25 protein-coding genes are annotated in these 26,369 nt (G+C 60.3%); 7 read left to right on the forward strand and 18 right to left on the reverse strand.

The features are described from left to right. Positions 1-49: 49 nt before the first annotated feature. Positions 50-2,020 (reverse strand): putative bifunctional diguanylate cyclase/phosphodiesterase, encoded by a 1,971-nt coding sequence (locus PI739_RS19575; RefSeq protein ID WP_054080943.1) that lies wholly within the window; start codon positions 2,018-2,020, stop codon positions 50-52. 251 nt (positions 2,021-2,271) lie between these two features. Between PI739_RS19575 and PI739_RS19580 the strand changes: the two genes are divergently transcribed. Beyond that, positions 2,272-3,264 (forward strand): nucleoside hydrolase, encoded by a 993-nt coding sequence (locus PI739_RS19580; RefSeq protein ID WP_046719383.1) that lies wholly within the window; start codon positions 2,272-2,274, stop codon positions 3,262-3,264. 52 nt (positions 3,265-3,316) lie between these two features. Here PI739_RS19580 and PI739_RS19585 read toward each other — a convergent pair whose 3' ends face one another. Beyond that, complete coding sequence (locus tag PI739_RS19585; protein ID WP_046719382.1) at positions 3,317-4,000, reverse strand: hypothetical protein; 684 nt, start codon at positions 3,998-4,000, stop codon at positions 3,317-3,319. A gap of 138 nt (positions 4,001-4,138) precedes the next feature. Then, positions 4,139-5,038, reverse strand: a complete 900-nt coding sequence (locus PI739_RS19590) for a LysR family transcriptional regulator (RefSeq protein WP_003370874.1) — start codon at positions 5,036-5,038, stop codon at positions 4,139-4,141. A 139-nt stretch (positions 5,039-5,177) separates the two neighbouring features. On the opposite strand from PI739_RS19590, the gene PI739_RS19595 reads away from it, so the two are divergent. Next, positions 5,178-6,521 (forward strand): MFS transporter, encoded by a 1,344-nt coding sequence (locus tag PI739_RS19595; protein ID WP_183131695.1) that lies wholly within the window; start codon positions 5,178-5,180, stop codon positions 6,519-6,521. A gap of 18 nt (positions 6,522-6,539) precedes the next feature. Next, positions 6,540-7,814: a glucarate dehydratase family protein gene (locus PI739_RS19600; RefSeq protein WP_046719380.1), complete on the forward strand. Its 1,275-nt coding sequence runs from the start codon at positions 6,540-6,542 to the stop codon at positions 7,812-7,814. A 16-nt stretch (positions 7,815-7,830) separates the two neighbouring features. On the opposite strand, the gene PI739_RS19605 is transcribed toward PI739_RS19600, so the two are convergent. From PI739_RS19605 to nac, 13 genes are all read right to left on the reverse strand, one after another. Continuing rightward, entirely contained in the window at positions 7,831-9,495 is a 1,665-nt protein-coding gene (locus PI739_RS19605) for a PqiB family protein (protein WP_054080947.1), read from the reverse strand. 168 nt (positions 9,496-9,663) lie between these two features. Beyond that, complete coding sequence (locus tag PI739_RS19610; protein ID WP_003435362.1) at positions 9,664-10,497, reverse strand: ABC transporter substrate-binding protein; 834 nt, start codon at positions 10,495-10,497, stop codon at positions 9,664-9,666. Between the two features lie 52 nt (positions 10,498-10,549). Beyond that, positions 10,550-11,278 (reverse strand): amino acid ABC transporter ATP-binding protein, encoded by a 729-nt coding sequence (locus PI739_RS19615; RefSeq protein ID WP_172831865.1) that lies wholly within the window; start codon positions 11,276-11,278, stop codon positions 10,550-10,552. Between the two features lie 19 nt (positions 11,279-11,297). Continuing rightward, positions 11,298-12,038, reverse strand: a complete 741-nt coding sequence (locus PI739_RS19620; protein ID WP_003435366.1) for an amino acid ABC transporter permease — start codon at positions 12,036-12,038, stop codon at positions 11,298-11,300. Positions 12,039-12,044: 6 nt separating this feature from the next. Next, entirely contained in the window at positions 12,045-12,746 is a 702-nt protein-coding gene (locus PI739_RS19625; RefSeq protein ID WP_003370856.1) for an amino acid ABC transporter permease, read from the reverse strand. 118 nt (positions 12,747-12,864) lie between these two features. Next, positions 12,865-13,617, reverse strand: coding sequence for an SDR family oxidoreductase (locus PI739_RS19630; protein ID WP_003370854.1), 753 nt, complete (start codon positions 13,615-13,617; stop codon positions 12,865-12,867). A gap of 127 nt (positions 13,618-13,744) precedes the next feature. Then, positions 13,745-14,515, reverse strand: coding sequence for a LamB/YcsF family protein (locus PI739_RS19635; protein WP_003370850.1), 771 nt, complete (start codon positions 14,513-14,515; stop codon positions 13,745-13,747). Continuing rightward, entirely contained in the window at positions 14,505-14,927 is a 423-nt protein-coding gene (locus PI739_RS19640) for a biotin/lipoyl-containing protein (RefSeq protein WP_003370848.1), read from the reverse strand. The genes PI739_RS19635 and PI739_RS19640 overlap by 11 nt, the downstream gene beginning before the upstream one ends. Next, positions 14,927-15,898 (reverse strand): 5-oxoprolinase subunit C family protein, encoded by a 972-nt coding sequence (locus PI739_RS19645; RefSeq protein ID WP_003370846.1) that lies wholly within the window; start codon positions 15,896-15,898, stop codon positions 14,927-14,929. Before PI739_RS19645 ends, PI739_RS19640 begins: the two co-directional genes overlap by 1 nt. Beyond that, positions 15,895-16,566 (reverse strand): 5-oxoprolinase subunit PxpB, encoded by a 672-nt coding sequence (pxpB, locus tag PI739_RS19650; protein WP_003370843.1) that lies wholly within the window; start codon positions 16,564-16,566, stop codon positions 15,895-15,897. The genes PI739_RS19645 and pxpB overlap by 4 nt, the downstream gene beginning before the upstream one ends. Then, positions 16,563-17,915 carry an acetyl-CoA carboxylase biotin carboxylase subunit gene (gene accC / locus PI739_RS19655; RefSeq protein WP_003370840.1) on the reverse strand — a complete coding sequence of 451 codons (1,353 nt, stop codon included), beginning with the start codon at positions 17,913-17,915 and terminating at the stop codon, positions 16,563-16,565. The genes pxpB and accC overlap by 4 nt, the downstream gene beginning before the upstream one ends. Positions 17,916-17,970: 55 nt before the next feature. Then, complete coding sequence (locus PI739_RS19660; protein WP_003370838.1) at positions 17,971-18,417, reverse strand: acetyl-CoA carboxylase biotin carboxyl carrier protein; 447 nt, start codon at positions 18,415-18,417, stop codon at positions 17,971-17,973. A gap of 115 nt (positions 18,418-18,532) precedes the next feature. Beyond that, positions 18,533-19,444 carry a nitrogen assimilation transcriptional regulator NAC gene (gene nac / locus PI739_RS19665; RefSeq protein WP_003435378.1) on the reverse strand — a complete coding sequence of 304 codons (912 nt, stop codon included), beginning with the start codon at positions 19,442-19,444 and terminating at the stop codon, positions 18,533-18,535. Positions 19,445-19,720: 276 nt separating this feature from the next. On the opposite strand from nac, the gene PI739_RS19670 reads away from it, so the two are divergent. The 3 genes from PI739_RS19670 (at position 19,721) to PI739_RS19680 (ending at position 23,919) form a co-directional block, all read left to right on the forward strand. After that, on the forward strand, positions 19,721-20,929 hold the full coding sequence (locus PI739_RS19670; RefSeq protein ID WP_003435387.1) for an aspartate transaminase: 1,209 nt from the start codon (positions 19,721-19,723) through the stop codon (positions 20,927-20,929). Further along, complete coding sequence (locus PI739_RS19675) at positions 20,901-22,523, forward strand: MFS transporter (RefSeq protein WP_161428862.1); 1,623 nt, start codon at positions 20,901-20,903, stop codon at positions 22,521-22,523. Before PI739_RS19670 ends, PI739_RS19675 begins: the two co-directional genes overlap by 29 nt. A gap of 64 nt (positions 22,524-22,587) precedes the next feature. Next, positions 22,588-23,919, forward strand: a complete 1,332-nt coding sequence (locus tag PI739_RS19680) for an OprD family porin (protein WP_099265966.1) — start codon at positions 22,588-22,590, stop codon at positions 23,917-23,919. A 65-nt stretch (positions 23,920-23,984) separates the two neighbouring features. Here the strand turns inward: PI739_RS19680 and PI739_RS19685 are convergent, their stop codons facing one another. Both PI739_RS19685 and PI739_RS19690 read right to left on the reverse strand, forming a co-directional pair. Beyond that, complete coding sequence (locus tag PI739_RS19685) at positions 23,985-24,293, reverse strand: putative quinol monooxygenase (RefSeq protein ID WP_003370828.1); 309 nt, start codon at positions 24,291-24,293, stop codon at positions 23,985-23,987. 26 nt (positions 24,294-24,319) lie between these two features. Then, on the reverse strand, positions 24,320-25,504 hold the full coding sequence (locus PI739_RS19690; protein ID WP_248672379.1) for an L-dopachrome tautomerase-related protein: 1,185 nt from the start codon (positions 25,502-25,504) through the stop codon (positions 24,320-24,322). 278 nt (positions 25,505-25,782) lie between these two features. Between PI739_RS19690 and PI739_RS19695 the strand changes: the two genes are divergently transcribed. After that, the gene (locus PI739_RS19695; RefSeq protein WP_271352117.1) at positions 25,783-26,364 is read left to right on the forward strand and encodes a TetR/AcrR family transcriptional regulator; all 582 of its coding nucleotides are present in this window, start codon (positions 25,783-25,785) and stop codon (positions 26,362-26,364) included. Positions 26,365-26,369: the final 5 nt, after the last annotated feature.

The following is a 26,369-nucleotide window of genomic DNA, read 5'->3' on the forward strand; positions in this document are numbered from 1 at the left end:
ACGCATCTTACCCCACGCACGCCTGAGAGAATCGCCCACATGCAATCGATCAGAGAGGGCACGATGCTGCGTAACCGAAGGTGCGCTCTTCATCGGGTATTTCAATCCAGGCCAGCGTTTCTGCAAAACTGATCGGCGGGCTGTAGAAGTAGCCCTGCACCATCGTACAACCCAGGGTGGTCAGTGCATTCAGCTCATCCTGTGTTTCGACGCCTTCGATCACGCAGCCCAGAGACATGTCCAGACTCAAGGCAACCAGCGATTTGACGATCTTGTAACTGGCCGGGTTGTGGTGCACGCCGGTGACAAAACTGCGGTCGATCTTCAGCTTGGTCAGCGCCAGCGCGTGCAACTGACTGAGGCTTGAGAATCCGGTGCCGAAGTCATCCAGCGAGATACCGCAACCCAGCTTGCGGAACTGGGTAATGGCCTGCTGCACCTGAGCAATATCCTGCATGACCGCCGTTTCGGTGATTTCCAGATCGAGCCGCGACGCATCGAAGCCGCTGTGTTCGATGATCTCGACAATTCTGCTGACACTTTCCCAGGTCGCACAGTCGTGCGCGGACAGATTGAACGACAGCCTGATAGGCGCGGGCCACGACAGGGCCATGCCAAGCGCCTGGGTCAACAAGGGCACGGTGAGCTTGTTGATCATGCCGATGCGCTCGGCGATCGGAATGAAATGCGCCGGCGAAACAGACCCCAGTTCCGGGCTGTTCCAGCGCGCCAGTGCCTCGAAAGCCACCGTTTCGCGCGTGCAGCTCTCAATGATCGGCTGAAACGATACGTGGAACTCGGTTTCCAGATTGGCGCGCCGCAAGGCCTGTTCGGTAACGCCGTCGGCATGCAATTGCTCACGGTGGCTGGCGGAGAACAGGCAGGTGGTTCCGGGGTTATGGTTCTTGCCTTGATACAGCGCGTAATCGGCAAACTCGAACAGCTGGGTCGCATTATCCGCCGTGGCCGGGTACGTCGCCAGGCCCAGTGTCGCGCCAATCTGGATCGGCATGTCCGACAGTTCGAAGCTTTCGTGCATGAGGTCACACAGGTGTTTGCCAAACGCCAGCAACGCGTCACTGTGCATGTCACCCTTGATCACCAGCGCGAACTCGTCACCGCCCAGTCGCGACACATGCACCTTGTCACTCGAGGCGCTGGTCAGGCGTTCAGCCACCAGCATCAGCAAACGGTCGCCGATGCGGTGACCATAGAGGTCATTGACCGGCTTGAACCCGTCCAGGTCCAATACCCCCACTGCCAGGCCGCTGCGCTGCGCCATTGCCTCGGTCATCGCGGCATCCAGAGTCTGAAAGAACTGGCGACGATTGGGCAGGCCCGTCAGGCTGTCCTGATTGGCCAGCAGCAGATTCTCGTTACTCAGTTGCTCGGTCTTTACCTGCACATTCACCAGGCTGGTGAAATCGCGGTACTGGTAATGAAGAATGATCAGCATGCCGATCGACACCAGCACGATATTCACCGCTGTGGCGATAAAGGTAACGTTGTACGTCGAGGCGAAGAAAATGACGAAGGCGGTGTTGACGACCAGGGCGGTGGTCAGCGCTGCAGGCCGCAAGTGCATCATGCAGAAGATGCAGACGATCACCGTAATACCCATGAAAAACGCGACATGCGCCTGGGAGTAGGCATCGCCGTAAGGGTAAAGCGACAGCGACCAGGCGGCAAACCCGGCCGCTATCACGCCTGCCAGGCCATGTGTACCACGCAGCGTGGCCAGAATGATCGCCGGAGCGGGTGGCGGCCGGTTTACCGTGCGCAACCATTTGCGTGCACGGACGGCACAGATAACCGTAAGCAGCGCCGGGACCAGCAGCGTCAGCCACACCGGAGCGGTTCGCCAGTGGGTGAACGCCAACGCCCAGGTATTGACCAGCAGCACGAAGTACATCAACGGCAGTTGCCGGGACAACGCAACGTATTGGGCCTGCAACAACCTGGGGTTATCAGCAGGCACAGACATCAGGGCACGCAAGGCACCCGGTAGTTTTTTCAGCATCGCAAGGCTTCTCTGTTACCACAGTCAAAGCACACGTGGCTTGCTGCTCATCATGCGAACCGGACAGCTAATTGTCGGCTCACTTGTCAGGCTCTCGGCGGATGTGATTAATTCTTTACGGTAAAACCGAGCCGTGCATCGGTTTAATTGAAATAACCTGTTGGCAACCTTTTTTCCGCGTGCCTTCGCATAAGTCAGCGGCGCTTGCACACCTTCTTTTCAATCGTCCCCTACAGGCAAGGAGCATTACCGTGAACAGGAAAGTCATTATCGATACGGACATGGGCTGGGATGACGTACTGTCGATCGCCTACCTGATGAAACGACAGGACATCGACATCCTCGGCATTACAGTGACCGGATGCGGCGAAACAGACCTCGGCTGGGGCGTGATCATCGCGCAGCATTTGCTGGGCATCGGCAATCGACTCGGCAGCGTCGTGGCAAAGGGTACCGATCAGCCACTTGAGTACGACAACCGCTTTCCGCAACCCTTCAAAAACGACATGAACGACATCATGGGGCTGCTCGGGACACTGAACCCTGCCACGCTGCCGGAACTGTCGAGCCTGCCCGCCTGGGAGTTCATGTATCAGACGGTAAAAAACAGCCAGGACCCCATCACAGTGCTGTCGCTGGGGGGCTTTACCAACATCGCAAAGATGCTTTCGTTGAGCAGCCAGTCAGCCGACTTCAAAATGCTCAAGCAGATCGTCGCCATGGCCGGCGCGGTTTACGTCGACGGCAACGTCGCGGCATTGAACAACGCGCAAAAGTCATGGGATCAGGGAGAGGCCTACAGCAGCAACCACTATGCAGAATGGAATGTGTTCGTCGACCCTGTCGCCGCCAACACTGTTTTCCAGTCAAGCCTGCCGTTGACGCTGGTGCCGCTGGATGTCTGCAACCAGATCATCCTCGACGCCAGCTACTGGCAATTGATCACCGCCATCGACCCTGTCGCCACGCTGGTCAAACAAGTGCTCGAACACAAATCCGGAACACACGCCGAAGGGCTTCCCGTGCCGATCTTCGATCCGCTGGCGACCATGCTGATGGCAGGTGGTATTGCAGCGACAAAAATCGATGAGCAGTTTCTGTCGGTCAACACCGAGTTGACGCCGCAGGACAACCATTGTGGTCAGATACAGCTGCAAGGCAGCGGCTCACGAATGATTGCATCAGTGCTGGGTGTCTCGCAGGTCGCGTTCAGAAACAACTTTGCCCAGGTCATCAATAGCTGAGGCCAGTGTGAAATGCTGCGCCGCGCCTTCTCAGCCTGGCGCAGTCACTCCATCAGTTCGCCGCCACCTGAGCCCGGTCGGCCTGCATGACCAGAGCCTTGAGCGAGGCGTCGAACTGTCTCAAGGCATTCACCTGCAAATCACGCTGCTGATCGATTTGTGCAGCGATCTCCGGAGCGGCCTTGCCTTGCACCCAGACCGAGGTCATTTCCCGAACCACTTCACCTTCGGCCTTGCCGATGTATTGCAGGTTGTTGTCATAGAAGCGCGCCATGAAACGCGCTTCGACCTGACTGTTGCGCTTGCTCACCAGGCGGTTGTAAGTGTCGAGCATGACCACTACGTCCGGGCGGGCCTGCATCAGCGCATCGAGGTTGTTGTAAACGGTTACCGAGGCGAACTCTTTCTTCAATGAGCCCACCAGCCAGTCGGTCGCCAGCGCAGGGTCCGAGCTGTTGATGAATGCGTTGCGGATACGCGCATCGAGTGCGCCATTGCTGCCGCTCCTGAGTGCCACCGAATGGTAGTTGTTCAAATACTGAAGGTTGCTGAGGGTATTTTCGCTGTACAGCACGCCCACCGACTGAGTGTGTTGCAGGCTGGCAGCGCTGTCGGCGACGGGCATGAAATGGCAGGACTGTTCGGAGACCGGAGAGACGGCAGCATTGACGGGGGCAGTGAACATAATGCTGGTGCTGAACACGGCAGCAAACGTCAACAGATTGAACATTCTCATCGCGTCGTCTCCCTTTGGAGCAGGTGGCTATGGCGCCATCCTCCTCCTTTGCCGGAAAAACAGAACTTGCCTTGCTTGATGATGACTATCGACTGAATGAATGATAGTTGATACCACTACGTTACAAGGTTTTTCGCTTCAATTTTCATCCGCCCTGACGGCCGCACGAATGGCTTCGAGCAGCATCCGGCACGCCGGGTTGTCATTGTCGGTGCGCCAGACCAGGTGCAACTCGCTCTGCACGCCTTCGCCCAGGTCAATGTCACGAAACACGACGTCCTTGAACACCACATTGGTCGCACAACGCGGTACCAGTGCCAGCCCCATGCCAGCGTTGACCAGCGCCAGAATAGTCAGTGACGATCCAAGCCATTGGACATACTCCGGTGCAACTCGTGCGGAGCGAAACATACCGGTCAGCAGTTCGTTGAACGGTGGGTACGCCGAATGCGAATACATCAGGAACGGTGCGCCATCCAGATCGGCCACCGCGACCGAGTCCGCATGCGCCAATCGATGATTGCTCGGCACGGCCAGCACAAAAGGCTCGCGTACCAGGCATTCGCTCTCGTACCCCGGCTGAAACAGTGGCGCTCGCACGATACCGAGGTCAATGCGCCGCGCCCTGAGTGCTTCGTGCTGCTGATAGGTGTTCATTTCAGTCAGGGAAATCTTCACCTGCGGCTGCTTGAGGCGCGCCTCGGCGATCACCCTGGGCAGAAACTCGTACACGGCGCTGCCGACGAAACTGATGGTCACCGAGCCGATGTCACCTTCGGCAAAGCGTCGCGCGGAAATGGCCGCCTGCTGCGCACGCTCCAGCAGGGTCTGCGCCTCGATGAAAAAAGCCCTGCCCGCCGCGGTCAGGGCCACACTGCGGGTGCTGCGGGTGAACAGCTCGACGCCCAGATTATGCTCCAGTATCTGAATCTGCCGACTCAACGGCGGCTGCGTCATGTTCAGCCGTTCGGCGGCACGGCGAAAATTCAGCTCCGTTGCCACCGTGGTGAAGCAACGCAGTTGAGAAAGCTCGAACATTGATCCACTCCCGGTATCAATCAAGTCACTAACTGGATTGGACGGGAATAATACACGCCCTCATGATCGACTCATCCCCAAAATAACAATGAATGGGAGTCGCCTCTTGAATACCGTCCCTGGTACTACGGACGTCACGGTGCTTGCCCGTGCGGCCGCCAAGGTGAAACGCCACGTGCTGCCGCTGTTCGTGGTGATGTTCATCGTCAATTACATCGACCGGGTCAACATCGGTTTTGTACGCAGCCATCTGGAAACCGATCTGGGTATCGGCGCAGCGGCTTATGGGCTGGGCGCCGGATTGTTCTTTGTCGGTTACGCACTGTTCGAAGTCCCCTCCAACATGCTCTTGCAGCGCTACGGCGCCCGCGCCTGGCTGACCCGCATCATGTTTACCTGGGGCGCGGCTGCGATGGCCATGGCATTCGTTCAGGGTGAAACCAGCTTCTACGTGCTGCGCTTCATTCTCGGCGCCGCCGAAGCCGGTTTCTTCCCCGGCATCATCTATTACTTCACCCAGTGGCTGCCTTCCAGCGACCGCGGCAAAGCCATGGCGCTGTTTCTCAGCGGCTCGGCGATAGCGTCGGTCATCTCCGGACCGGTGTCCGGCGCCCTGCTCGGCATCGAGGGCCTGAACCTGCATGGCTGGCAATGGATGTTCCTGATCGAAGGCTTCGCATCGATCGTGCTCTGCGGTTTCGTCTGGTTCTGGCTGCAATCAAATCCTCACGAAGCACGCTGGCTCAGTGATGAAGAAAAAACCGCGCTCAGCACCGCCATCGCCGAAGAGCAACGGCTGCGCGAAGCAGCACAAACCGTCAGACCCTCGGTATTGCGCCTGCTGGCGGACCGGCAGATCCTGCTGTTCTGCTTCATCTACTTTTCCGTGGCGCTGACCATCTACGGCGCCACCTTCTGGCTGCCGAGCATGATCCGCAAGATGGGCAGCTTCAGCGATTTCGAGGTCGGGCTGTTCAATTCGATCCCGTGGATCATCTCCATCGTGGCCATGTACGGCTTTGCAGCACTGGCTGCACGCTTCAAGCACCAGCAGGCCTGGGTGGCAGTCACCCTGGTCATCGCCGCCGCCGGCATGTTCATGTCCACCGTCGGCGGTCCGGTGTTCGCCTTTGTCGCCATCTGCTTCGCGGCCATCGGTTTCAAGGCCGCGTCTGCGCTGTTCTGGCCAATCCCTCAGGGCTATCTGGATGCACGCATTGCCGCTGCGGTCATTGCGCTGATCAACTCAATCGGCAACCTGGGCGGTTTCGTTGCGCCCACCACGTTCGGCTTTCTGGAACAGACCACCGGTTCGATTCAAGGCGGTCTGTATGGACTGGCAGCGACATCGCTGCTGGCTGCCGTGGTGATCTTCTTCGCCCGCACCACGCCACGAGGTGATCGCGGCCGCCCGTCAAGGGCTGAGCGGCCTGCAGCGCTCAGCCCTGCCGTTACTGGCACCCCTTCCAGCCTCAAACCCTGACCTTCGGGAGACCGCCCTTTGAAAATCATACGTGTGACCGTGACCCCTATCGCCTTTCGCGACCCGCCACTGCTCAACGCCAGTGGTATTCACGAACCCTTTGCCCTGCGCTCGATCATTGAGGTGGAAAGCGACAACGGCTACATCGGTCTCGGTGAAAGCTACGGGGATGCCCCGGCACTGGCGATTCAGCAACACGTGCAGAACCAGCTGATCGGGCTCGACCCGTTCAACCTCAATCAGCTGCGCAGCATCGTTCAGGCGACCGTGGCAGCGCATAAGCCTGCCAGCCTGGCGGGTGCCGAACTGGCGCCGGGCTCACACGCGAGCAAGGCGGTCAGCAATGCCTATTCTGCGTTCGAAGTGGCGTTTCTGGACCTGCAGGCGCGTTCCATGAACCTGCCATTGGTGGACCTGCTCGGCGGTGCCATTCGTGACCAGATACCCTTCAGCGCCTACCTGTTTTTCAAATACGCGCAGCATGCCGATGCGCCTTACGCGCCCGACAGCTGGGGTGAAGCGCTCAGCGAAGAGCAGATCGTTGCTCAGGCCCGGCGCATGATCGAAGCCTACGGTTTCAAAAGCATCAAGCTCAAGGCCGGAGCACTGCCGCCGGAACACGAGGTGTCGTGCATCAAGGCGCTGAAAAAGGCTTTCCCCGGTTATCCGCTGCGCATCGACCCTAACGGCAACTGGTCACTGGAGACTTCGATTCGCATGGCAGAGCTGCTGGGCGATGATCTGCAATATTACGAAGACCCGACGCCGGGCCTCGACGGCATGTCCGAGCTGCATAAACGCACCGGTCTGCCGCTGGCAACCAACATGGTGGTAACCGATTTCGACGAGTTCCGCCGCAGCGTGGCTCTCGACAGCGTGCAAATCGTACTCGCTGACCACCATTACTGGGGCGGCCTGCGCGACACTCAGGCACTGGCGAAGATGTGTGACACCTTTGGCCTCGGCGTGTCGATGCACTCCAACTCGCATCTGGGTATCAGCCTTATGGCCATGGCCCACGTTGCAGCGTCGGTGCCTAATCTGGACTACGCCTGCGACACGCACTACCCGTGGCAGGAGCCGGACGAGGAAGTCATCAAGGGCGGCAAACTGCCGATTGTCGACGGCTGCGTCAGCATCACCCGCGCGCCCGGCCTGGGGCTGGAACTGGACCATGACCAGCTCGGCAAGCTCAACGACCAGTATCACAGCTGTGGCATTCGGCAGCGCGATGACGTGAAGCAGATGCAAAAGTACAAGCCGGACTGGAAGGCGGTCAAACCGAGGTACTGAAGCCGTCCGGCTCGGCTTAATCGGCCTGCTGAGCAGGCGCGGTCCTCTGGTAGACACCCGGTCGATCCTGACGGGTGCGGCCGCGGATCAAGGCTTCGGGGTTGCGGCTCAGGTAATCGGTCAGGACCCTTACCGAGCGGGCCATGCGCTGAACGTCGTCGATTGTCCGATCGATCTGTTGATGCACAGGCGAGTCCTCGGCGAGTGCTGCGCCGGCAATGTCCAGTGTGCTTCGGGATTGCAGCAGAACGCCGTGCAGTTCAGGCATCACCTGCGCGTTGAAAAGCCTGAACGTCTTTTGCGCCTCGCCAAGGCTGCCATTGAAGTTGCCGGCGATCTCCTGCACCGGCACGTTGCTGAACTTGTCGATGATCTGCTGTACCTGCTCCTGCATCTTTTCAAGCTCCCCCGGCACGGTCGGGATTATCAACGGCTGCGCACTGACATCGAACGGCACCGGCGCAGCGTTGGCGATAAAACCCAAGGAAATATACAGTTGTCCGGTCAGCAGACTCTCGCTGCGAGGCTGCGCACGCAGGCCTCGTTTGACGAAGTCGGCTATCAACTGTGCCGTACGTGCATCATCGGTAACGCCTAACGTCTTCACGATTTTTTCATTGGCCATACCCAGGCGGTCGGGGTATATCTGCGCCCCTACGATGCTGGTGAACGACTTGCTGGCGGCGTCGTAGTCCAGGTCTACCGAGACGACTCGCCCCAGCGTTATGCCCATGAACTCGACCGGCGAATTGACCTCCAGCCCCCGCAGCGACTGACTGAATATCATACGGATGTAACCCGGTTCGCCGTCGGGCGGCGACAGCGCCTTCTGCTGATCGTCAAACAGCATGAAGCGTGCATGCTCCGCGGCCCGGGGCGCATTCGTACGGTAATCCGGCTCGACGAAGGCCACCCCTCCCGCCAGTATCGTCGAGACCGATTCAGTCTTTATTTTCAGACCATCGGCATCCACCGTCATGCCAATGCCGCTGGCATTCCAGAAACGCGTGTCGGTAGTCACGAAACTGTCGTTGGGCGCATTGATGAAAATTTCCGCATCCACGCCCTTGCCGTCTGCGGATAAATGGCAGGCCGCTATCTGTCCGACCTGAATGCGTCGGTAGTACACAGGAGACCCGACCTCCAGTGAGCCCATGTCTGCGGCGTGCAGGGTAAAACGCGTGCCTTTTGCGCCGTAGGTAATGGGTGGCGGAGCTTCCTGACCGACAAAGTGTTTTTTCGTATGCCCGGACGTACCGCTGTCCGCCGCGATAAATGGCCCGGAAAGCACTGTATCCAAGCCCGATACACCGGTGACGCCTATACGCGGGCGCACCACCCAGAACAGGGAGTCCTCGGCAGTGAAAGCACGGGCGCTGGCATCGAGGTCCACCGTCGCCACAACGCCTGTACGGTCCTTGTTCAAGGCCACGGCCGATACCTCGCCAATCACCACATTCCTGACCTTGACCCTCGTCTTGTGAGGTTCAAGCCCCTCGGCGCTCTGGAAGGTGACGAAGATTCTCGAGCCTTTCGACAGTGTGCTGCTGATCAGCAGCGACAGGCCTATCAAGGCAGCGAGCAGCGGAACCAGCCATACAGGGGATACGCCGAAACGTCTCTTTCGGGTGATGAAAGCAGCGACTGCCGATGGAGAAACCGAACCTGAGCGATCAGACATTTTGTCCTCTGAGACGCCCACGCGGGGTCATGCCGACGATTGATACTGTCGGTCGGACTCTGAACCTCGGCTATTAATAAACCATCAAGGAAATATCAAGATCTGATCAAGATGCGATGGCGCCGTTGCGGCATGAAGCCGACCGTTTGGTCGGCTTCATGCCCTTGCTCAAGGCAACGGGTCGAATTTCAATTCGCTGAGGCTTTGTACCTTGTCTTCGCGAACCATCTTGTATTCGGTATTCGGGCCAATCCAGTGCGCCCAGATCGCGTCGATCTCACCTGCGGCTTCCATTGCGCGCAGCGATTCGTTGACCTTCGCCAGAAAGGCCGGTTCGCCCTGGCGCATGCCGGCACCAATGGGCTCAAGCGCCATCGGTTCCTTGGCAATGACCAATTCCACGCCGCCGGCCTTGGCCTGCCCTACCAGCTTGATTGCGGTCATGGTGTTGGTCACCAGACCCACCACCTTGTTCTGTTGCAGTGCCATGTAGGCAGAGCCGGTGTCCTGGAAGGTCACTGGCGTCGCGTCAGCCAGACGGATCGACTGCTCGGAGGTAGAGCCTTTGGTCGAACTGATGCGTTTGCCCTTGAAGAACGATTTCGGTTGATCGGCATTCGCGGCACGGACTACCAGTGTTTCCTTGGCGATGTAGTAAGGGTCGCTGAACTGGATCTGGTCGGCACGGCTCTTGGTGTAAGCCAGGTTGGCGAAAATCACATCCACGCGGCCCATTTTGACTTCCGGGATACGTGCTTCGACCGACAGTGGCTTGAGTTCCAGCTCCACGCCCATGTGTTTGGCCAGGGCTTTGCAAAGATCGACGTCCATGCCCACCAGTTCGCGGGTTTGAGGGTCCGGTGCCGAGAACGGCGGAACGTCGGCATACACGCCACAGCTCAGGCTTTTCTTGCTCATCACATCGCTGAGCTGATCAGCATGGACCACCGAAACAGCCAGCGGCGACAACGCCAGTGCAGCCAGTACAGACTTGATACGCATGGTGAGACTCCTGGAAATGAATTGAGTGATTCGCTGAAATCAGTGCCTGCGCTCAATGGCTGCGCAGGTCGGCAATGAAGCGCTGGGCACGCGGATGGGTCGGTTGCTGAAAGAACACCTCAGGGCTGGATTTTTCGAGGATCTGCCCCGCATCCATGAACCAGATGGTGTCGGCCACTTCCCGGGCAAAATTCATCTCGTGGGTGACGCACATCATGGTCATGCCCTCTTTGGCCAGGCCTTTCATGACGCCGAGCACCTCGCCGACCATTTCCGGGTCAAGAGCGCTGGTGGGCTCGTCAAACAGCATGACGGGCGGCTCCATCGCCAGCGCGCGAGCAATCGCCACACGCTGCTGCTGGCCACCGGACAACTGTGCGGGGTAGGCACCGGCCTTGTGTGCCAGCCCCACCCGATCCAGCAACTCCATGGCGCGGGCGCGCGCTTCACTGCTCTTCAAGCCACGGACCTTGGTCGGGGTCAGGATGATGTTGTCGAGCACCGACAAGTGCGGAAACAGATTGAAGCTCTGGAACACGAAACCCACGCGGCTGCGCAGCCGATTGACGTTGGCGTCGGTGCCGTTCACGTCACGGCCGTCAAACAGAATCTGGCCTTCTTGCACGTCCTCAAGACGATTGACGGTGCGGATCAGTGTCGACTTGCCCGAGCCTGAGGGCCCGCACAGCACTACCACTTCGCCGCGCTGCACCTCGGCGGTGATATCGGTCAGGGCCTGGTACTCGCCATACCATTTATTGATCCTGGAAAACATGATCATCGGATGCATTGGGCAACCCTCAATTATCGGTAGTCAAAGGCCGGGGAACGGGCACAGGCGATACATCGCCTTCACGTTTGCGGGCAATCCGCTGCTCCACCACGGCGGCGAGACGGGTCAGGCCGTAGCACAGCACGTAGTAAGTGATCGCCAGGATGAAGAACACCTGAAACGGCTTGGTTAGCAGTTGGTTATTGATCTGATTGGCGGCAAAGGTCACTTCCTGGACGTTGATCACGTAGCCCAGCGACGTTTCCTTGATGATCGAAATGAACTGGCTGATCAGACTCGGCAAGGCGTTGTACAGCGCCTGCGGCAGGATCACCCAGACCGTGGTGCGCAGGTAGCCCATGCCCAGTGCACGGGAGGCTTCGTATTGACCGGTCGGCAGCGCCTGAATAGCGCCGCGGATGATTTCGCACAGGTAGGCGCTCTGATAGACCACCAGCGTGCAGAGCATGGTGGTGAAACCGGTGATGTTATGGCCGATCAGCAAGGGGACCAGAAAGTAGGTCCAGAAAATCACCATCAGCAGCGGAATGCCGCGCATCACGTAGACCCAGACCGTCGCCGGGTAGCGCAGCCAGCGCCACGGCGAAACCCGCGCCAGCGACAACAGCAGCCCCAGAGGAAAGGCCAGCAACAGGGCCAGCGCCGCCAGCATCAGCGTCGAAATCAGGCCGCCCATCGGACCGTGGGGGTATTGACCGACCAGCAGCAAGGTCCAGTTATCGCGAACAATCGTGAAGACATCAAACATCGCCGCCTACCTCGCCATGGCTTTGCTGAATTGCCGGGCCAGCACAGCACCCAGGCCCATCAGCATCAATGAAATGGCCAGGTAGACCACGGTTGCGACCAGATACGCTTCGAAGGTGCGGAAGGTGTAGTTCTCGACTTCGCGGGTAGCATAAGTCAGCTCCACCACGCCGATGGCCATGACCAGACTGGTGTTCTTGAACAGCAGGACCGTGTGATTGATCAGCGACGGCAGGCAGTTGCGAACCCCTTGCGGCAGGATCACGTAACGCATCGAGCGCACATAACCCAGGCCCAGCGCGCGCGACGCCTCGACTTGCCCGGCCGGAATCGCGCGTAACCCGCTGCGAATGTCTTCACTGAAATACGCCGCCTGGCAAAGGCCCAGGGCGATGACCGAAAACAGGTACTCGGTGCTGTAGTTGGCCAGCCAGATCTGTGTGTTTTCGGACAGCAGCGTGGGAATGCCGAAATACCAGAGCATCAGTTGCACCAGCGTCGGCACATTGCGGTGATAGGACACATAACCCGCCACCAGGCGCTCGGCGTACTTGTTGCCGGTCAGGCGAATCGACACCAGCAGCAGGGCTACCGCCATGGCCAGACACCAGGCAACGAATGCCAGTTGCAGGGTCGTTTCTATGCCCTTGACGATCAGCTCGGCGTACTCGCCCTGCAGGATCGCTGAAAGATCGAATTTACTCGTCATGGTTGTTCCCATAGACATTCAGCCAGGGCAGAAGCAAGGCGCCAGCGGGTCTGGCGCGGGTATGACATGGCGGCTGATGCCGCTCTCGTGATGGGGGACAGCCCTTGCAGGCGCAGCCTCAGCCTTCGTAGTCCTGCGGACGCGCAGTCGACAGACCGCCGGGCACCTGTAGCGTCGGGGTGATTTCCATATGCCCGATGTTGACCGCGATGGGCGCGGCAATCACATAGGCGATCGCATCGGCAATGTCCTTGGCCACCGGCAGCTCATAGCCCTCGATGAAACGCTTGCGCACTTCCTCGGAGTCGCCATGCACGTGAGCGAAGATATCCGTCGCCACGCGCCCCGGGCAGATTTCGGTGACCCGCACGCGCTTGCCGAAGGCATCGATGCGCAACTGACGGGACAGCATGCTTACCGCAGCCTTGGTCGCGTGGTACGTCGAGTTGCCACCGAAGTTGTAGGCAGCAGCGATCGAACTGATGTTGATGATGTGCCCGCAATCACGCTCGACCATCCCCGGCAACGAGAGCCTGGCAATCTGCAATACCGCGCGCAGGTTCACATCGACCAGCAGATCGATCCCTTCAGCGTCCGCCTTGAGCAGCGAGCCGGGCCGGTCGACGCCGGCATTGTTGACCACGACATCGAAATGATGGGCCTGAAACAAGGCCGTCAGGCCAGCCAGATCAGTCACGTCGATAGCGTGCGCGATACAACCGGTGCGCTGCGCCAGTGCCGCCAGCTTGTCTGCACTGCGCGCCAGCGCATGGACCTGCAAACCTTCGGCACACAGCCGCTCGACGACGGCCTCGCCAATGCCGGAAGAAGCGCCGGTGACCAGCGCGGTTTTATAATCGGAAAAAGGCATGTCAGGGTTTCCTTGAATAAGCGTCGATCAGCCGCTTGGCTGTTAATGCTGATCGCCTTGTACTGGACTTTAACGAGCGTCATGGGCAGCGACCAAGACACAATGGTTGTGTGGCAATAAGCTGCGCTTATGACCCGAGCAACTGTGAAACCGGGGTGATGACACCGCCCTGCTCTTCGATGCTCCGGCGAATGCTGCGCGCCAGCTCCACCGCCCCCGGCGTGTCGCCATGCAACAGAATCGACTGGGCGTTGACCGCCACACGCTTGCCGCTCAGGGTCGTTACCGAGCCGTCCTGCAACAGTTGCGCAACCCTGGCCCTGACCTGCTCCGGGTCTTTGATCACCGCACCGGGCGTACCTCGCGGCACCAGCAGGCAATTTTCGTCATAGGCGCGATCAGCCAGAAAGGTCGTTGCCACCCTCAGGTTGCACGCCTCGGCGGCCTGCTCGATGGCCGCGCTGCTGGATGAGCTGATGATCATCTGCGGGTCAAAACCTGCAACAGCCCTTACCAAAGGCCCGGCCAGTTCGGCATCCGCTGCGGCCATATTGCCCAGCGCCCCGTGAAAACTCATGTGCGTGACGCGGTAACCGGCAGCGGCTGCAAGGCCCGCCAGAGCGCCGAGTTGATACACCACAATGGCGCACAACTCCTTGAGCTCGATGTTCATTCTGCGGCGGCCGAACCCCTGCAGATCCGGAAAGCCGACATGCGCACCGAGATCAATGCCCAGCGCCTTGGCGCGGCGCACTGTGCTGTCCATGATCAGCGGATCCCCGGCATGAAAGCCGCACGCCACGTTGGCCGAGGAGATCAATGGCATCAGGACCTCGTCCTCGCCCATGGTCCAGGGCCCGAAGCCCTCACCCAGATCAGCATTCAGATCAATGCGCATGATCAAGTTCCTCCAGTTCAATCAGCGGCTGGCCATAACCGACGCGCTCGTTTTCGGCGGCCAGGAAGCGCAGTACGCGCCCTGCCTGATGACTGCGCACCGGCAGGTACAACAGGCCGATACGCAACAGCCCCAGCAACTGCCCCACAGCCACTGCATCGCCGGGTTTTACGTAGCTGCTGCGTTCATCGGGATGACTCGATACAAACACGCCGGGGTTGTCGGCACTCACCACATGGGCAGTCAGCGCCGACGGTTCAACGGCGACCTGAGGCGCAGAGGGCACAGCGCAGTCCTGTACAGGCTCGCCGCGGCGGATCAACAGCTCGAACCCCGGCCGCCTCAACTCCAGCACAGTAATGCCGGCGTCCCGAATACACGCTGCCAGCTGGCGAATCTCTTTGATGTTCATCAGCGATGTCCTTGCAGGCTGCGCAGCGCGAGCACGCGCCGGGCGTCTTCGATGAAAGCGTGATTGGTGTCCAGCGCGTCGACCGCTTCGTCGTAGCTGCACTGCACAAAACGGACCTTGCTGCCGATCGGCGCCTGGCCAAGACGCCACAGATCGGCCTCGATGACTGTGGCAAACTTGGGATAACCGCCACTGGGCTGGGCATCACGCATCTGCACGATCGGCTGTCCGCCGTGGGGCACCTGAATCACGCCAGGCACGATGCCATGAGAGCGGATTTCCAGCGTCTCGCGCGCAAGCAAGGGCGTGCCCTCCATGCGGTAGCCGTAACGGTTGCTCTGCGTGGTGATTTTCCAGTCACCGGCAAAAAACGCTGCTTGCGCCTCGGCACTGAAACAGTCGAATTCGGCAGCCGGCAGCACGCGGATGGCCGGCAGCCCGTCAAGCAACAACGGCAAGGCCGCCACCGACGATTGCACCCCGAAATCACTGGCACGCAGTTCGTTGGCAGCGCCCGCAGGAATCACATCACCCTGCTGCAACGCACGGCCCTGCCAGCCACCAAAAGCGCCGCGCAATTGCGTGCTGCGCGAGCCCAGCACCAACGGCACGTCGACGCCGCCGGCCAGACACAGATACACGCGGCTGCCCATCGTCGGGTAATTGAGCCGCAACACCTGATTCTTGCGTGCCTGAGCGACCCAATTGCCTGGCAGCCGCTCACCATCGAGCGACGCAGCGCAGGCGGCGCCGGTGATCGCGAAGGTGCAGTCATCGACAAAGCGCACTTCGAACGGGAACAGCGGAATTTCAATCCCCGCGGCGTCTTCATCGTTGCCCAGCAACAGGTTGCCGAGCCGCAGTGACAGCGTGTCCATCGCGCCAGACGTGCCGACGCCGTAGCCGAGGCTGCCGTGCCGCCCCAGATCCTGAACGGTCGCCAGTGCCGTAGCGCTGATAACTTCGATCATCGGATGATCCTCTCGATACGCAAGCGCAGTTGATCGCCGGGTTGCAACAGCGCCGGAGGCTGCTGACCCGCATCGAAAAACACCATTTCCGTGCGTCCTATGGTGTTCCAGCCACTGGGGCCGGCCGACGCGGAAATACCCGTCTGAACGCCACCGATGGAGACCGACCCGGCCCCGATATCGAGTACCGGCACCTTGCGCCGCGGCGTTGCCAGGCGCTGGTCCATACCGCCCAGGTAGCAATAACCCGGATGGCTGCCCAGGGCGTACACCGGGTACAGCGGCTCACAGTGCAGATTGGCGATGGTTTCGATATCCAGCCCGGTATGGGCGATGACATCGGCCATGTGCGGTCCGCCGTCACCGCCGTATACCACCGGCAATTCAATGATCCGGCCCTGCAACGGCAGCGGCTGGCACTGCTCCCAGGCCTCCAGCAAACGGGTTTTCAGACCGGCCAGGTCCCGCGGTGGCGCCGCGAAGGTCAGCATCAGGTTGTTCATCCCCGGCACCGCCTCGCGTACCTGCGGCCAGTCCTTGCTCAGACGGGCCAGTGCCCATATGCGTTGCTGCGGTGCCAGGTCGAGCTCGCCGGGTGCTTCGAACAGCAACGCGGTGGTTCCCAGCAAGGTGATTCTTGGCGCATTCGGCGCCTGCACGAGACTCATGGGTGGCTCCTTGTCTGCAACCAGCGCTCCAGGTGATGAATGTCCATGCCACCCTTGCAGAACACCGGGTCCTGCAGAATGTCGCGATGCAGCGCGATGTTGGTAGAGATGCCCTCGACGTGCATTTCGCTCAGTGCCAGACGCATGCGTGCCAACGCCTCATCGCGACTGGCACCATGAGTGATGACCTTGGCCACCATCGAATCGTAATAAGGCGGAACGCGGTAGCCGTGGCTGACATGCGAATCGACCCGCACGCCGAAACCACCGGGGATCTGCCAGCGGGTGACCTGGCCCGGCGTCGGCATGAAGCTGCGCGGGTCCTCGGCGTTGATCCGGCACTCCAGCGAATGGCCCGACACCGTTACGTCGGCCTGACTGAAGCTCAGGCGCTCGCCCATCGCCATGCGGATCTGCTGCTGAACAATGTCGATGCCGGAGGTCATTTCCGTTACCGGGTGCTCGACCTGCAGGCGGGTGTTCATCTCGATGAAATAGAACTCGTCCTTTTCGAAGAGGAACTCGAACGTGCCGACGCCCTGATAGCCGATCTGGCGGCAAGCCTGTGCGCAACGCTCGCCCACCCTGGCCATCAATGCTGCGTCGATGCCGGGTGCAGGCGCCTCTTCAAGCACCTTCTGGTGGCGGCGCTGCATCGAGCAATCCCGTGAGCCGAGCCAGACGGCATTGCCATAGGCATCGCACAACACCTGAATCTCGACATGGCGCGGCTGGCCCAGAAACTTCTCGATATACAACTCGGGATTGCCGAAGGCGTGTCGGGCTTCTTCGCGGGTCAGCGCAATCGCATCGAGCAGACGAGACTCTTCCTGAACCACACGCATGCCCCGCCCTCCGCCGCCGCCTGCGGCCTTGACGATGACCGGGTAACCGATGTCGCGAGCGATCTGCAGAATGCTCTGCGGGTCGGCCGGCATGCTGGTATCCGGACCGGGTACGCACGGCACGCCGGCTTCGCGCATCGCCCGCTTGGCAGCGACCTTGTCGCCCATGACCCGAATGCACGCAGCACTGGGGCCGATGAAGGTCAGGCCAGCCTGCTCGATGCGTTCGGCGAACATGGCATTTTCAGACAGAAAGCCATAACCGGGATGGATCGCCTGAGCACCGGTCAGTTGCGCGGCATAGAGCACGGCCGCCTGATTCAGATAGCTCTGCGCCGCTGCGGCGGGACCGATGCACAGCGCTTCGTCAGCCTGTTGTACATAACCGGCATCGCGATCCGCTTCGGAATACACCGCTACCGTGCGCAGGCCCAGGCCCTTGCAGGCACGCTGGATGCGCAGGGCGATTTCGCCGCGATTGGCGATCAATACTTTATCGAACATCAAAAACCCCTGATCGGTGAACCCGCAAGACGGCCTGCAAGGCAGCTCAAGACCATCACGCAATGCTGAACAGCGCCTGACCGGCCTGAACCTCTTCGCCATTGGCAACCAGAATGGCAGTCACCACCCCTGCCGCCTCAGCCTTCACCGGATGAAACATCTTCATGGCCTCGACCACCGCCAGAGTCTGCCCCACCTCGACGGACGTACCGATCTCGACAAAAGGCGGCTGGTCGGGTGCCGGGGTCAGGTGCAACACCCCGTACAGCGAGGCGCACGCCTGTGTCTGTTGTACGGCGGTCGTCGTACTTGTCTGAGTCGGAGAAACAGTGCGCGCTGCGAGCGTCGTCTGCACTGTCGCAACAGCCGGATTGACGCGGTTGGCGACCTGAGCGGGCTCGCGCAGCAAACGCAGCTGCGCGTCACCTTCACACAGGCTGAGTTCGCTCAGGTCCGATTCGGCCATCAGGTCGATAAGTGCTTTGATACGTTCCGGATTCATGCAAGAGCCCTTGCCTGGCAAATGAAATGTGGCTGAGGGCAATGTAACGAGGCAGGTTTTTGACCGCCAAGACGGTTTGACTGTGGGGTGATAAGCGCCCCTTATGACGTCGGGATCACTGCGCGCGGCGGTTGCCGCGCATTTCGGCGACCAGTTCCAGAAGGATCGCCTTGACCGCCTGGGCCGGCACCGACAGCGGCAAGTGCCCGGAGAGGCACAGCGCGAGAGGGGCTTCGATCTCGGGTTCGACAATGCGGCTCAGGTTGACCGCATGCGTGTCTGCCAGCACCCGCGCTGCAGATTCGGGAAGAATGGTCGAGCCGAATCGATCGGCGACTGCCGCGGCCAGCGTCGTCGAAGATTCGACTTCTGCCACCACCCGGGCACTGTGCTCGATACGCACAAATGCCTCGTCCACCAGACGACGGACAGTGTTGTAGGTGCGCGGCAACAGCAGGTCGATATCGGCCAGTTCCCTGAGCGGAATTTCGTCGCGCCCCTGAAGCGCCTCTTCGGCACTCACCAGGTACAACTGCTCGCGTATCAAGGGCACAAAACTCAAGCCATGTACCTCGCGTCCGCCATAAAGAACGGCCATGTCCATACGCCCGTTCATGATCAACTCACTGAGGGTGGTGCCAAAGTTCTCATTGAGGTACAGCAGAATGCCCGGATGACGCTCGCGTACGCGTTTGAGCAATGGCAGCGACAGGGTCGAAGCGGCAGTGCCGGGTGCCAGCCCTACCGACACCGGCCCCGATAACGCCAGACCACTGGCGTTGACGTCACTCTGTGCCTGCTCGCACTGGCGCAGGATCACCTGAGCATGCCCGTACAGCACCTTGCCCGCCTCGGTCGGGGTGACGCCGCGCTTGGTGCGGATCAACAACTGTTGCTGCAACTCGGCCTCCAGCGTCACCAACTGCTGACTCAGCGCAGGTTGTGCGATGTGCAGCACATCGGCGGCCTGAGTCAGGCTGCCGATATCGACAATTTTCACGAAATATTTCAAACGGCGAAGGTTCAAGGTGCTGCACTCCAGAGTCACGACACACGGGCTTCAGCAAGACCCAGGCCAGCTCTGGAAAAACCAGGCATAAGCAATTGCTATGTCAGCTCCCGCTGAACGGGCTCGCCAGGCGCTGATCCCCCTGCAACCATTGCACGCCCGCTTTTGGTGCGACGCCGGTTCATCTGCGGTCATAAGCGCTGCCTATCAACCCAGAACGAAATGGTCTTATGGCGCTCGCTGCTCTGGCTCGTAACGTATTCCCCGTCAAGGCCATCAACGAGGAATGCCAACGTGACCGCATCTCGCATCGCTGCCCGCGTGCTCCGCATCAAACCGTCGCCAAGCAGCGCTGCTGCCGATCGGGCCAATGAACTGCGGCGCGCAGGCAAATCGATCATCAATCTGGTGGTTGGCGAGCCGGACTTCGACACACCGGCACACATTCGTCAGGCCGCCTGTGCCGCCATCGAGAACGGTGAAACACGCTACACGCTCAACGCTGGCACCACGGCGCTGCGCGAGGCAATCGCCGCCAAACTGCAGCGTGAAAACGGCCTTGCTTACGCGCCCGGCCAGATCGTGGTGACCAGCGGTGCCAAGGCCGCGATTTTCAATGCATTCGCGGCGACATTGAGTGTCGACGATGAAGTGCTGATCCCCGCGCCTTACTGGGTGTCTTACCCGGACATGGTCCTGGCCTGCGACGGTCGTCCAGTGACCCTGGCCTGCCCGGAGGAAAACCAGTTCAAGCTGACTGCCGCGCAGTTGCGCAACGCGATCACGCCGCGCACCCGCTGGCTGCTGCTCAATTCGCCGAGCAACCCGACCGGTGCCACCTACAGCGCATCCGAATGGCGCGCGCTGGCCGACGTACTGCTCGACTACCCGGACGTGCTGGTCATGACCGACGACATTTACGAGCACATTCGCTACGACGACGCTCCGCTCAGCCACCTGCTCACTGTCGAGCCAGCGCTGCGCGAACGCGTGCTGATCATCAACGGCGTGTCAAAAACCTACGCCATGACCGGCTGGCGCATCGGCTACGCAGCAGGCCCCGGCGATATCATCAACGCGATGGCGACCCTGCAATCACAGTCCACCAGCAACGCCTGCTCGGTGAGCCAGGCCGCTGCGGTGGCCGCCCTGACCGGCGACCAGTCTTTTGTCGGCGACAGCGTCAAGGTCTACAGACAGCGCCGCGATCGTTGCCTGGAGCTGATCAACGCGATTGACGGCCTGAGCTGCATCAAGCCCGAAGGCGCGTTCTATCTGTACGTCAATTGCGGCGCGCTGATCGGCAAAACCACACCGTCAGGCTCGGTACTGGAAGCCGATACGGACGTGGTTCTGTACCTGCTGGAAAGTCAGGGCGTTGCCGTTGTCGCAGGCACCGCCTATGGCCTGGCACCGTTTTTCCGGATGTCTACGGCGACTGCCCTGGAAACCCTTGAAACCGGTTGCACACGCATTGCGACTGCCGTCGCTGCGTTGCGCTGAGCACCTCGACATGACGACGCCGAGCCATCCGGCCCTGACCTTCAAACAGGCCTTGTTGGCCATGCTCGGCATATCACTGGTACTGGGCCTTTCCGCGCTGGATCAGACCGTCATCGGCAACGCACTGCCAAGTATCGTCGCTGAGCTCAACGGTTTCGAGTTGTACGCCTGGGTCGCCACCGGCTACCTGCTGGCCTCTATCGTGACCATCCCGATCTTTGGCCGGCTGGGCGATTTTTACGGGCGCAAACCGTTCGTGCTGACCGCAACAGTCATCTTCACGCTGGCCTCGCTGCTCTGCGCACTGGCAGACAGCATGTTGGTACTGGTGATCGGGCGAGCCTTGCAAGGTGTGGGCGGCGGTATGTTGATCGGTACTGCCTTTGCCTGTGTGCCCGAGCTGTTTCCCGACACCCGCCAGCGGTTGCGCTGGCAGGTGTTGCTGAGCGCCATGTTCAGCGTGGTCAATGCCATCGGCCCGGGGTTGGGCGGTTATCTGTCCGGCGAGTTTGGCTGGCGTTCGGTGTTTTGGTTGAACCTGCCCCTGGGCGTGATTGCCTTGTTTTTTGCCTGGCGCTTTTTGCCGTGGTATCGCCCGCAAGGCTATCGACCCCACTCTGACGGTGCGATCAGGCTCGACTGGCTCGGGGCTTTATTGATCGTCCTGACGCTGGGCAGCCTGCAACTGTTCGTCGAATGGCTGGGCCAGCGTTCTCTGTCCGTCAGCCTGACATGTGGCGCCGTGACCCTCGCTGCCATGCTCGGCCTGTGGTTCCACGAGCGCCGCTGTGCCTTTGCCTTGCTGCCCGCCGGGCTGTTCGCCAACCGCAGCATCCGCCTGCTGTTCATCATGTCGCTGTTGGCCGGCGCCATCATGTTCACCCTTCTGTTCTACCTGCCGCTGCTGTTGCAGGGCAGCTACGGCTACTCGCCAAAAGACGCAGGGTTACTGCTTACCCCACTGGCGCTGAGCATCACCCTGGGCGCCATCGTCAACAGCCGGATCGTCACGCGCATGGCCAACCCCAACCGGCTGCCGATCGCTGGGTTCGCGGCCTTGTCGGTTGCCTGCATCGCCTTGGCACTGGTCGGACTGCACGCCGGCTTCACGACCTTACTGGGGCTGATTCTGCTGGCGGGGCTGGGGCTGGGCTTCATTCTGCTCAACCTGACCGTGTTCACCCAGACGCTCGCCGAGCGGCAATTTCTCGGCATTGCCACGGCGCTGACCCAGTCCTTGCGACTGGTCGGCGGTTTGCTGGGCACAGCGGCCATGGGCGTGCTGGTCAAGGTGCTGTATGTCGCCAATCTGCAAAGTGCGCTGAACGCAGCAGGTCAGGCGTCGGCCTTACCGCGCCTGGCCGACCCTCAGGTTCTGCTGCAGCACACGCCTGCCAATGTCGATGCGGCGCTGCTGATAGCGCGCACCGCCCTCGCCCAGGCGGTGGGCACGGGGCTGCTGACATGCGCCGGGCTGGGCGTGCTCGCGTTGCTGGTTCTGCACCGCCTGCCTCGCGTCACCCTTCATCAGGTATCCCATGCAGCAACGTCTGCAACGGATTCATCTGCAACACCTGTTCCTGAAAAACAATAAGAAACCTGACTGCCGCCCGACCCTGCCTCTCACAACACTTAATGACAGTATGAGGATGAATCCGATGGAGCGTATCAATCGCGCCGCCCCTTTCGTTGCGGGCTTTTGTGGACTGCTGATCGCTCAGCAGAGCTTTGGCGAAGGTTTTCTGGAAGACAGCAAGGCCAGTATTCTTGCGCGCAACTTCTTCAGTAACGCGGACAACCGCAGCGGCGCCGCCGACCCGAACTACACCCAGGAGTGGGGCCAGGGCTTCATGCTCAACTACCAGTCGGGCTACACGCCGGGCACAGTGGGCTTCGGTGTCGACGCACTCGGCCAGTTGGGCATCCGTCTGGACTCGGGCAAAGGCCGTCACTACAACCCGCAAAGCACGGCGTTCAACGGCAATATCTTCCCCACGGACAGCGATGGCCGCGCGGTCGATGAGTTCAGCAGCCTGGGCGCGACGCTCAAGGCACGCGTCTCCAGGACCGAACTGAAATACGGCACGCTGGTGCCCATGCTGCCGGTGGTGATGTCCACTGACCGCATGTTGCAACAGACTTTTCGTGGCGGGCAGATTCAGTCTGGCGACCTGAAGGACTTCACCTTCACCGCAGGCCAGCTGGAGCATGTCATGGGCCGTGGTTCGACCAATCAGATGGGCATGTCGATTCCGGGTGCAAACAACCCGCTGACCGGCGAGTTCGTCAACAAGTTCTACTATGCAGGCGTCGATTACAAACCGACAAAAGACCTGACCTTGCAGTACTACTACGGCAACCTGGAAAACTTCTACAAGCAGAACTTCCTGGGCCTGAAATACGACATGCAGCTGGGTCCGGGCATCCTGCGCACCGACCTGCGCCATTTCGACAACCGCTCGGACGGCGCCAACGGTCACGACCCGGCGTACTACACAGTTGGCTATTACGGCAACGGCGTCACCAAGGGTGAAGTCGACAGCCGCCTGTCCAGCGCCCAGTTCACCTACCTGATCAATGGCCACACCTTTGCTGCGGGTTACCAGGCGGTGACCGGCGACAGTGATGCTGTCTGGCTGAATCAGGGTGACGGATCGACTGCCTACTTCATGACCGAATCAATGATCGGTAAATTCCAGCGTGCAGGAGAGCGCACCTGGCAGGTTCGCTATGGCTACGACTTCGCCAGACTGGGCGTACCCGGCCTGAACTTCCTGGCCATGTATGAAAGCGGTTCGAACATCCAGACATCCGACGGCGACAAGAAGGAATGGGAACGCAACGTCACTCTGAGTTATGTGGTGCAGTCCGGTCCGGCAAAGAACCTCAGCATCGCGCTGCGCCACGCGCAACTGCGCACCGAATTCGCCAGCCAGCGCGATTCCGATGAGCATAGGGTGATCGTCAGTTACCCGATCAATATTTTCTAAGGTGCTCAATACGGTGTGCTGACTCACCGCGAAAGGGCCCGGACTGACTGGGCCCTTTTGGACACTCAGCTCGATACCTGATCAAGAAATATCAACCGCGGCGGCTCTGCCAGCAACTCGCCGCTGACCGCCGCGAACTGCTGGTAGTGCGACGTGGCGACATGGGCGTCCAGTGCTGCCTGATCCTTGAAGCATTCACGCATGTAGAACGTGCCGCGCTCATCACGCGCCTCGAACAGCGTGTACTCGATATTGCCCGGCTCCGCCCGGGTCGGTTCCACCAGTGCCGATAATGCGTGTTTCAGGGCCGCCTCTTTGCCAGCACTGGCTTTCAGGACGGCCATCAAGGCCATTGGCTTTGCAGATGTGTTCATTATCGATGCTCCGGTATTCGATTCGATCAATGGGTCGGTGCGGGCGCAGCGTCTATTTTCAAACGCAGCAGGCTGTAGGGTTTTTCGCGCTTGTCGTGGCCGGCGTTGAAGTTGGCCTGGCGGTGCAACTGGTTGACGATGAAGTACAGATAGCCATCCGGGCCGATCGACAAGGTGTCAGGCCAGAGCATGCGCGGATCGTGTGCCACCGTTTGCCAGGTGCCATCCGGCAGGCGCTTGCGAATCGAATTATGCTCGTAGTCGCCTGCGTATACGGCGCCCTTGGCATCAGCCTCCAGGCCATCCGAAGCGCCTTTTTCACCGAGGTCCTGCACCGCCGCTGCCAACTGCCGCTCACTGACCTTGCTGTCATTCAACAGATCGGTGGCCACGGCATACAGATGACGGCTGGACAACGGCGAGAAATACAGTGTCTTGCCGTCTGCCGACAACGCAATGCCATCCGAAGCGACGCCGACCGGTTTGCGCGTTCCGTTCGGGCCATCGCCCAGCACGGCCACGCCCTCGACGACGGGTACGAAAGCCGGATCGACAGATGTTGACTGCGCCCCGTTCAGGCGCCGCACGGCGTGACCGCTGGCAATATCCATGACAATGATCGCACCCGGCCCGCTCAAGGATGAATCCGTTACATAGACCGTGCCCTCCGATCCCTTGCGCAAGTCAAAGCGCATGTCGTTGACATAAGTGCCGGGCAAGATGACGTTATCCGGAAACACCAGGCGCTTGACGATTCGGTTGGTGGCCAGGTCCACCGCAACCAGCTTGGCGCCGCCTGGACGCGGAGACGCAAAACCCGGTGCGGCCGTGTCCAGAAGCCAGACACGGCCCTTGCCGTCGGCGACCACACTCTGCACGCTGATCAGCCCATCACCAGGGTCTTTGGGGTTCTCCTTGTTGACCGCCAGATCGGGGTAGGCAACCACTTTGCCGTCACGAATCTCACCCACCGTAAACGGCACCTTGTCACCCCAACGAGGGAAGTTGACGAAAATTCGCCCGGTTTCAGTGACTGTCACACCGGTGGGCATCGCATCGTAAAAGGCATGCACCTGTTCGAGCTTGCCGATCGGTTTGTCGGCAGGCGCACTGGCAGGCAATGGAATGGCGGTCGCGCCATAGGCCAGCGAAGTGGCGAGTGTGGCTGCGGAAATGATGGCAATTGCGGCGGAAATTTTCGTTCGATGCATGGTGCTCTCTCCTGAAGGGCCAGCGGTCCATCAGCATTGGGGGCTTTTTGTGCCATAAACAGGTTGGCGATTAGTCTGAGCTTTCTTGTTACAAAGAAAAACGCGGGTAACACGCTAACACTTTCAACGCGAAGGCGAAGATCCATGTTGCTTGCCAGCCATTCCCTGCAGTCAGCATCCTGACGATCAGCGGTTTTGATGACGGTCAGCATCAATGCTATAGTCACGCTCTTACTGGCCCAGAAAGCCACAATCAGACAGGCAAAGAGGCGACCCCTATGAGAGTCACCAAGGCCCAGGCCCAGGCCAACCGGGCACATATCGTCGAGACGGCTTCCGTGCAGTTTCGCGAGCATGGCTATGACGGTGTCGGGGTCGCCGACCTGATGGCTGCGGCAGGCTTTACCCACGGCGGGTTCTATAAGCATTTCGGTTCAAAGTCCGACCTGATGGCCGAGTCGGCGGCGTGCGCCATCTCGCAGACCGTGGCGCAATCGACCGGCATCGATCCAGCGCAGTTCATCGATCATTACCTGTCCCGAGAGCACCGTGACAACCTTGGCACGGGCTGCCCCATTGCCGCGCTGAGCGGCGATGCAGCGCGCCAGTCGGACCCGGTCAAAGCAATCTTCGCCGACGGCATCGAGAGCCTGCTGGCAGCGCTTGCTCCCGACCAGGCAGCACCCGGCGGCGAAGAATGGAAACAGGCGCGGGCAAACACCATCGACCGCTTTGCCCATGCGCTGGGGGCGCTGCTGCTATCACGCAGCTGCCCGGATGACTCGCCGCTGGCGGACGAAATACTCGAGGTGTGCCGCGCGAAGATGCGGGCACACCTGGAGTCCGGGCAAACCGACTGACCGTC

It is taken from the genome of Pseudomonas cerasi, from assembly GCF_027983475.1.
In the GTDB taxonomy this organism is placed as follows: Bacteria; Pseudomonadota; Gammaproteobacteria; order Pseudomonadales; family Pseudomonadaceae; genus Aquipseudomonas; species Aquipseudomonas cerasi.

Bases quoted from the DNA above. Each gene is read 5' to 3' on its own strand.
- PI739_RS19575 (WP_054080943.1), bottom strand. From the start codon at position 2,020: ATGCTGAAAAAACTACCGGGTGCCTTGCGTGCCCTGATGTCTGTGCCT.
- PI739_RS19585 (WP_046719382.1), bottom strand. From the start codon at position 4,000: ATGAGAATGTTCAATCTGTTGACGTTTGCTGCCGTGTTCAGCACCAGC.
- PI739_RS19590 (WP_003370874.1), bottom strand. From the start codon at position 5,038: ATGTTCGAGCTTTCTCAACTGCGTTGCTTCACCACGGTGGCAACGGAG.
- PI739_RS19605 (WP_054080947.1), bottom strand. From the start codon at position 9,495: ATGTCTGATCGCTCAGGTTCGGTTTCTCCATCGGCAGTCGCTGCTTTC.
- PI739_RS19610 (WP_003435362.1), bottom strand. From the start codon at position 10,497: ATGCGTATCAAGTCTGTACTGGCTGCACTGGCGTTGTCGCCGCTGGCT.
- PI739_RS19615 (WP_172831865.1), bottom strand. From the start codon at position 11,278: ATGATCATGTTTTCCAGGATCAATAAATGGTATGGCGAGTACCAGGCC.
- PI739_RS19620 (WP_003435366.1), bottom strand. From the start codon at position 12,038: ATGTTTGATGTCTTCACGATTGTTCGCGATAACTGGACCTTGCTGCTG.
- PI739_RS19625 (WP_003370856.1), bottom strand. From the start codon at position 12,746: ATGACGAGTAAATTCGATCTTTCAGCGATCCTGCAGGGCGAGTACGCC.
- PI739_RS19630 (WP_003370854.1), bottom strand. From the start codon at position 13,617: ATGCCTTTTTCCGATTATAAAACCGCGCTGGTCACCGGCGCTTCTTCC.
- PI739_RS19635 (WP_003370850.1), bottom strand. From the start codon at position 14,515: ATGCGCATTGATCTGAATGCTGATCTGGGTGAGGGCTTCGGGCCCTGG.
- PI739_RS19640 (WP_003370848.1), bottom strand. From the start codon at position 14,927: ATGAACATCAAAGAGATTCGCCAGCTGGCAGCGTGTATTCGGGACGCC.
- PI739_RS19645 (WP_003370846.1), bottom strand. From the start codon at position 15,898: ATGATCGAAGTTATCAGCGCTACGGCACTGGCGACCGTTCAGGATCTG.
- pxpB (WP_003370843.1), bottom strand. From the start codon at position 16,566: ATGAGTCTCGTGCAGGCGCCGAATGCGCCAAGAATCACCTTGCTGGGA.
- accC (WP_003370840.1), bottom strand. From the start codon at position 17,915: ATGTTCGATAAAGTATTGATCGCCAATCGCGGCGAAATCGCCCTGCGC.
- PI739_RS19660 (WP_003370838.1), bottom strand. From the start codon at position 18,417: ATGAATCCGGAACGTATCAAAGCACTTATCGACCTGATGGCCGAATCG.
- PI739_RS19680 (WP_099265966.1), top strand. From the start codon at position 22,588: ATGGAGCGTATCAATCGCGCCGCCCCTTTCGTTGCGGGCTTTTGTGGA.
- PI739_RS19685 (WP_003370828.1), bottom strand. From the start codon at position 24,293: ATGAACACATCTGCAAAGCCAATGGCCTTGATGGCCGTCCTGAAAGCC.
- PI739_RS19690 (WP_248672379.1), bottom strand. From the start codon at position 25,504: ATGCATCGAACGAAAATTTCCGCCGCAATTGCCATCATTTCCGCAGCC.
- PI739_RS19695 (WP_271352117.1), top strand. From the start codon at position 25,783: ATGAGAGTCACCAAGGCCCAGGCCCAGGCCAACCGGGCACATATCGTC.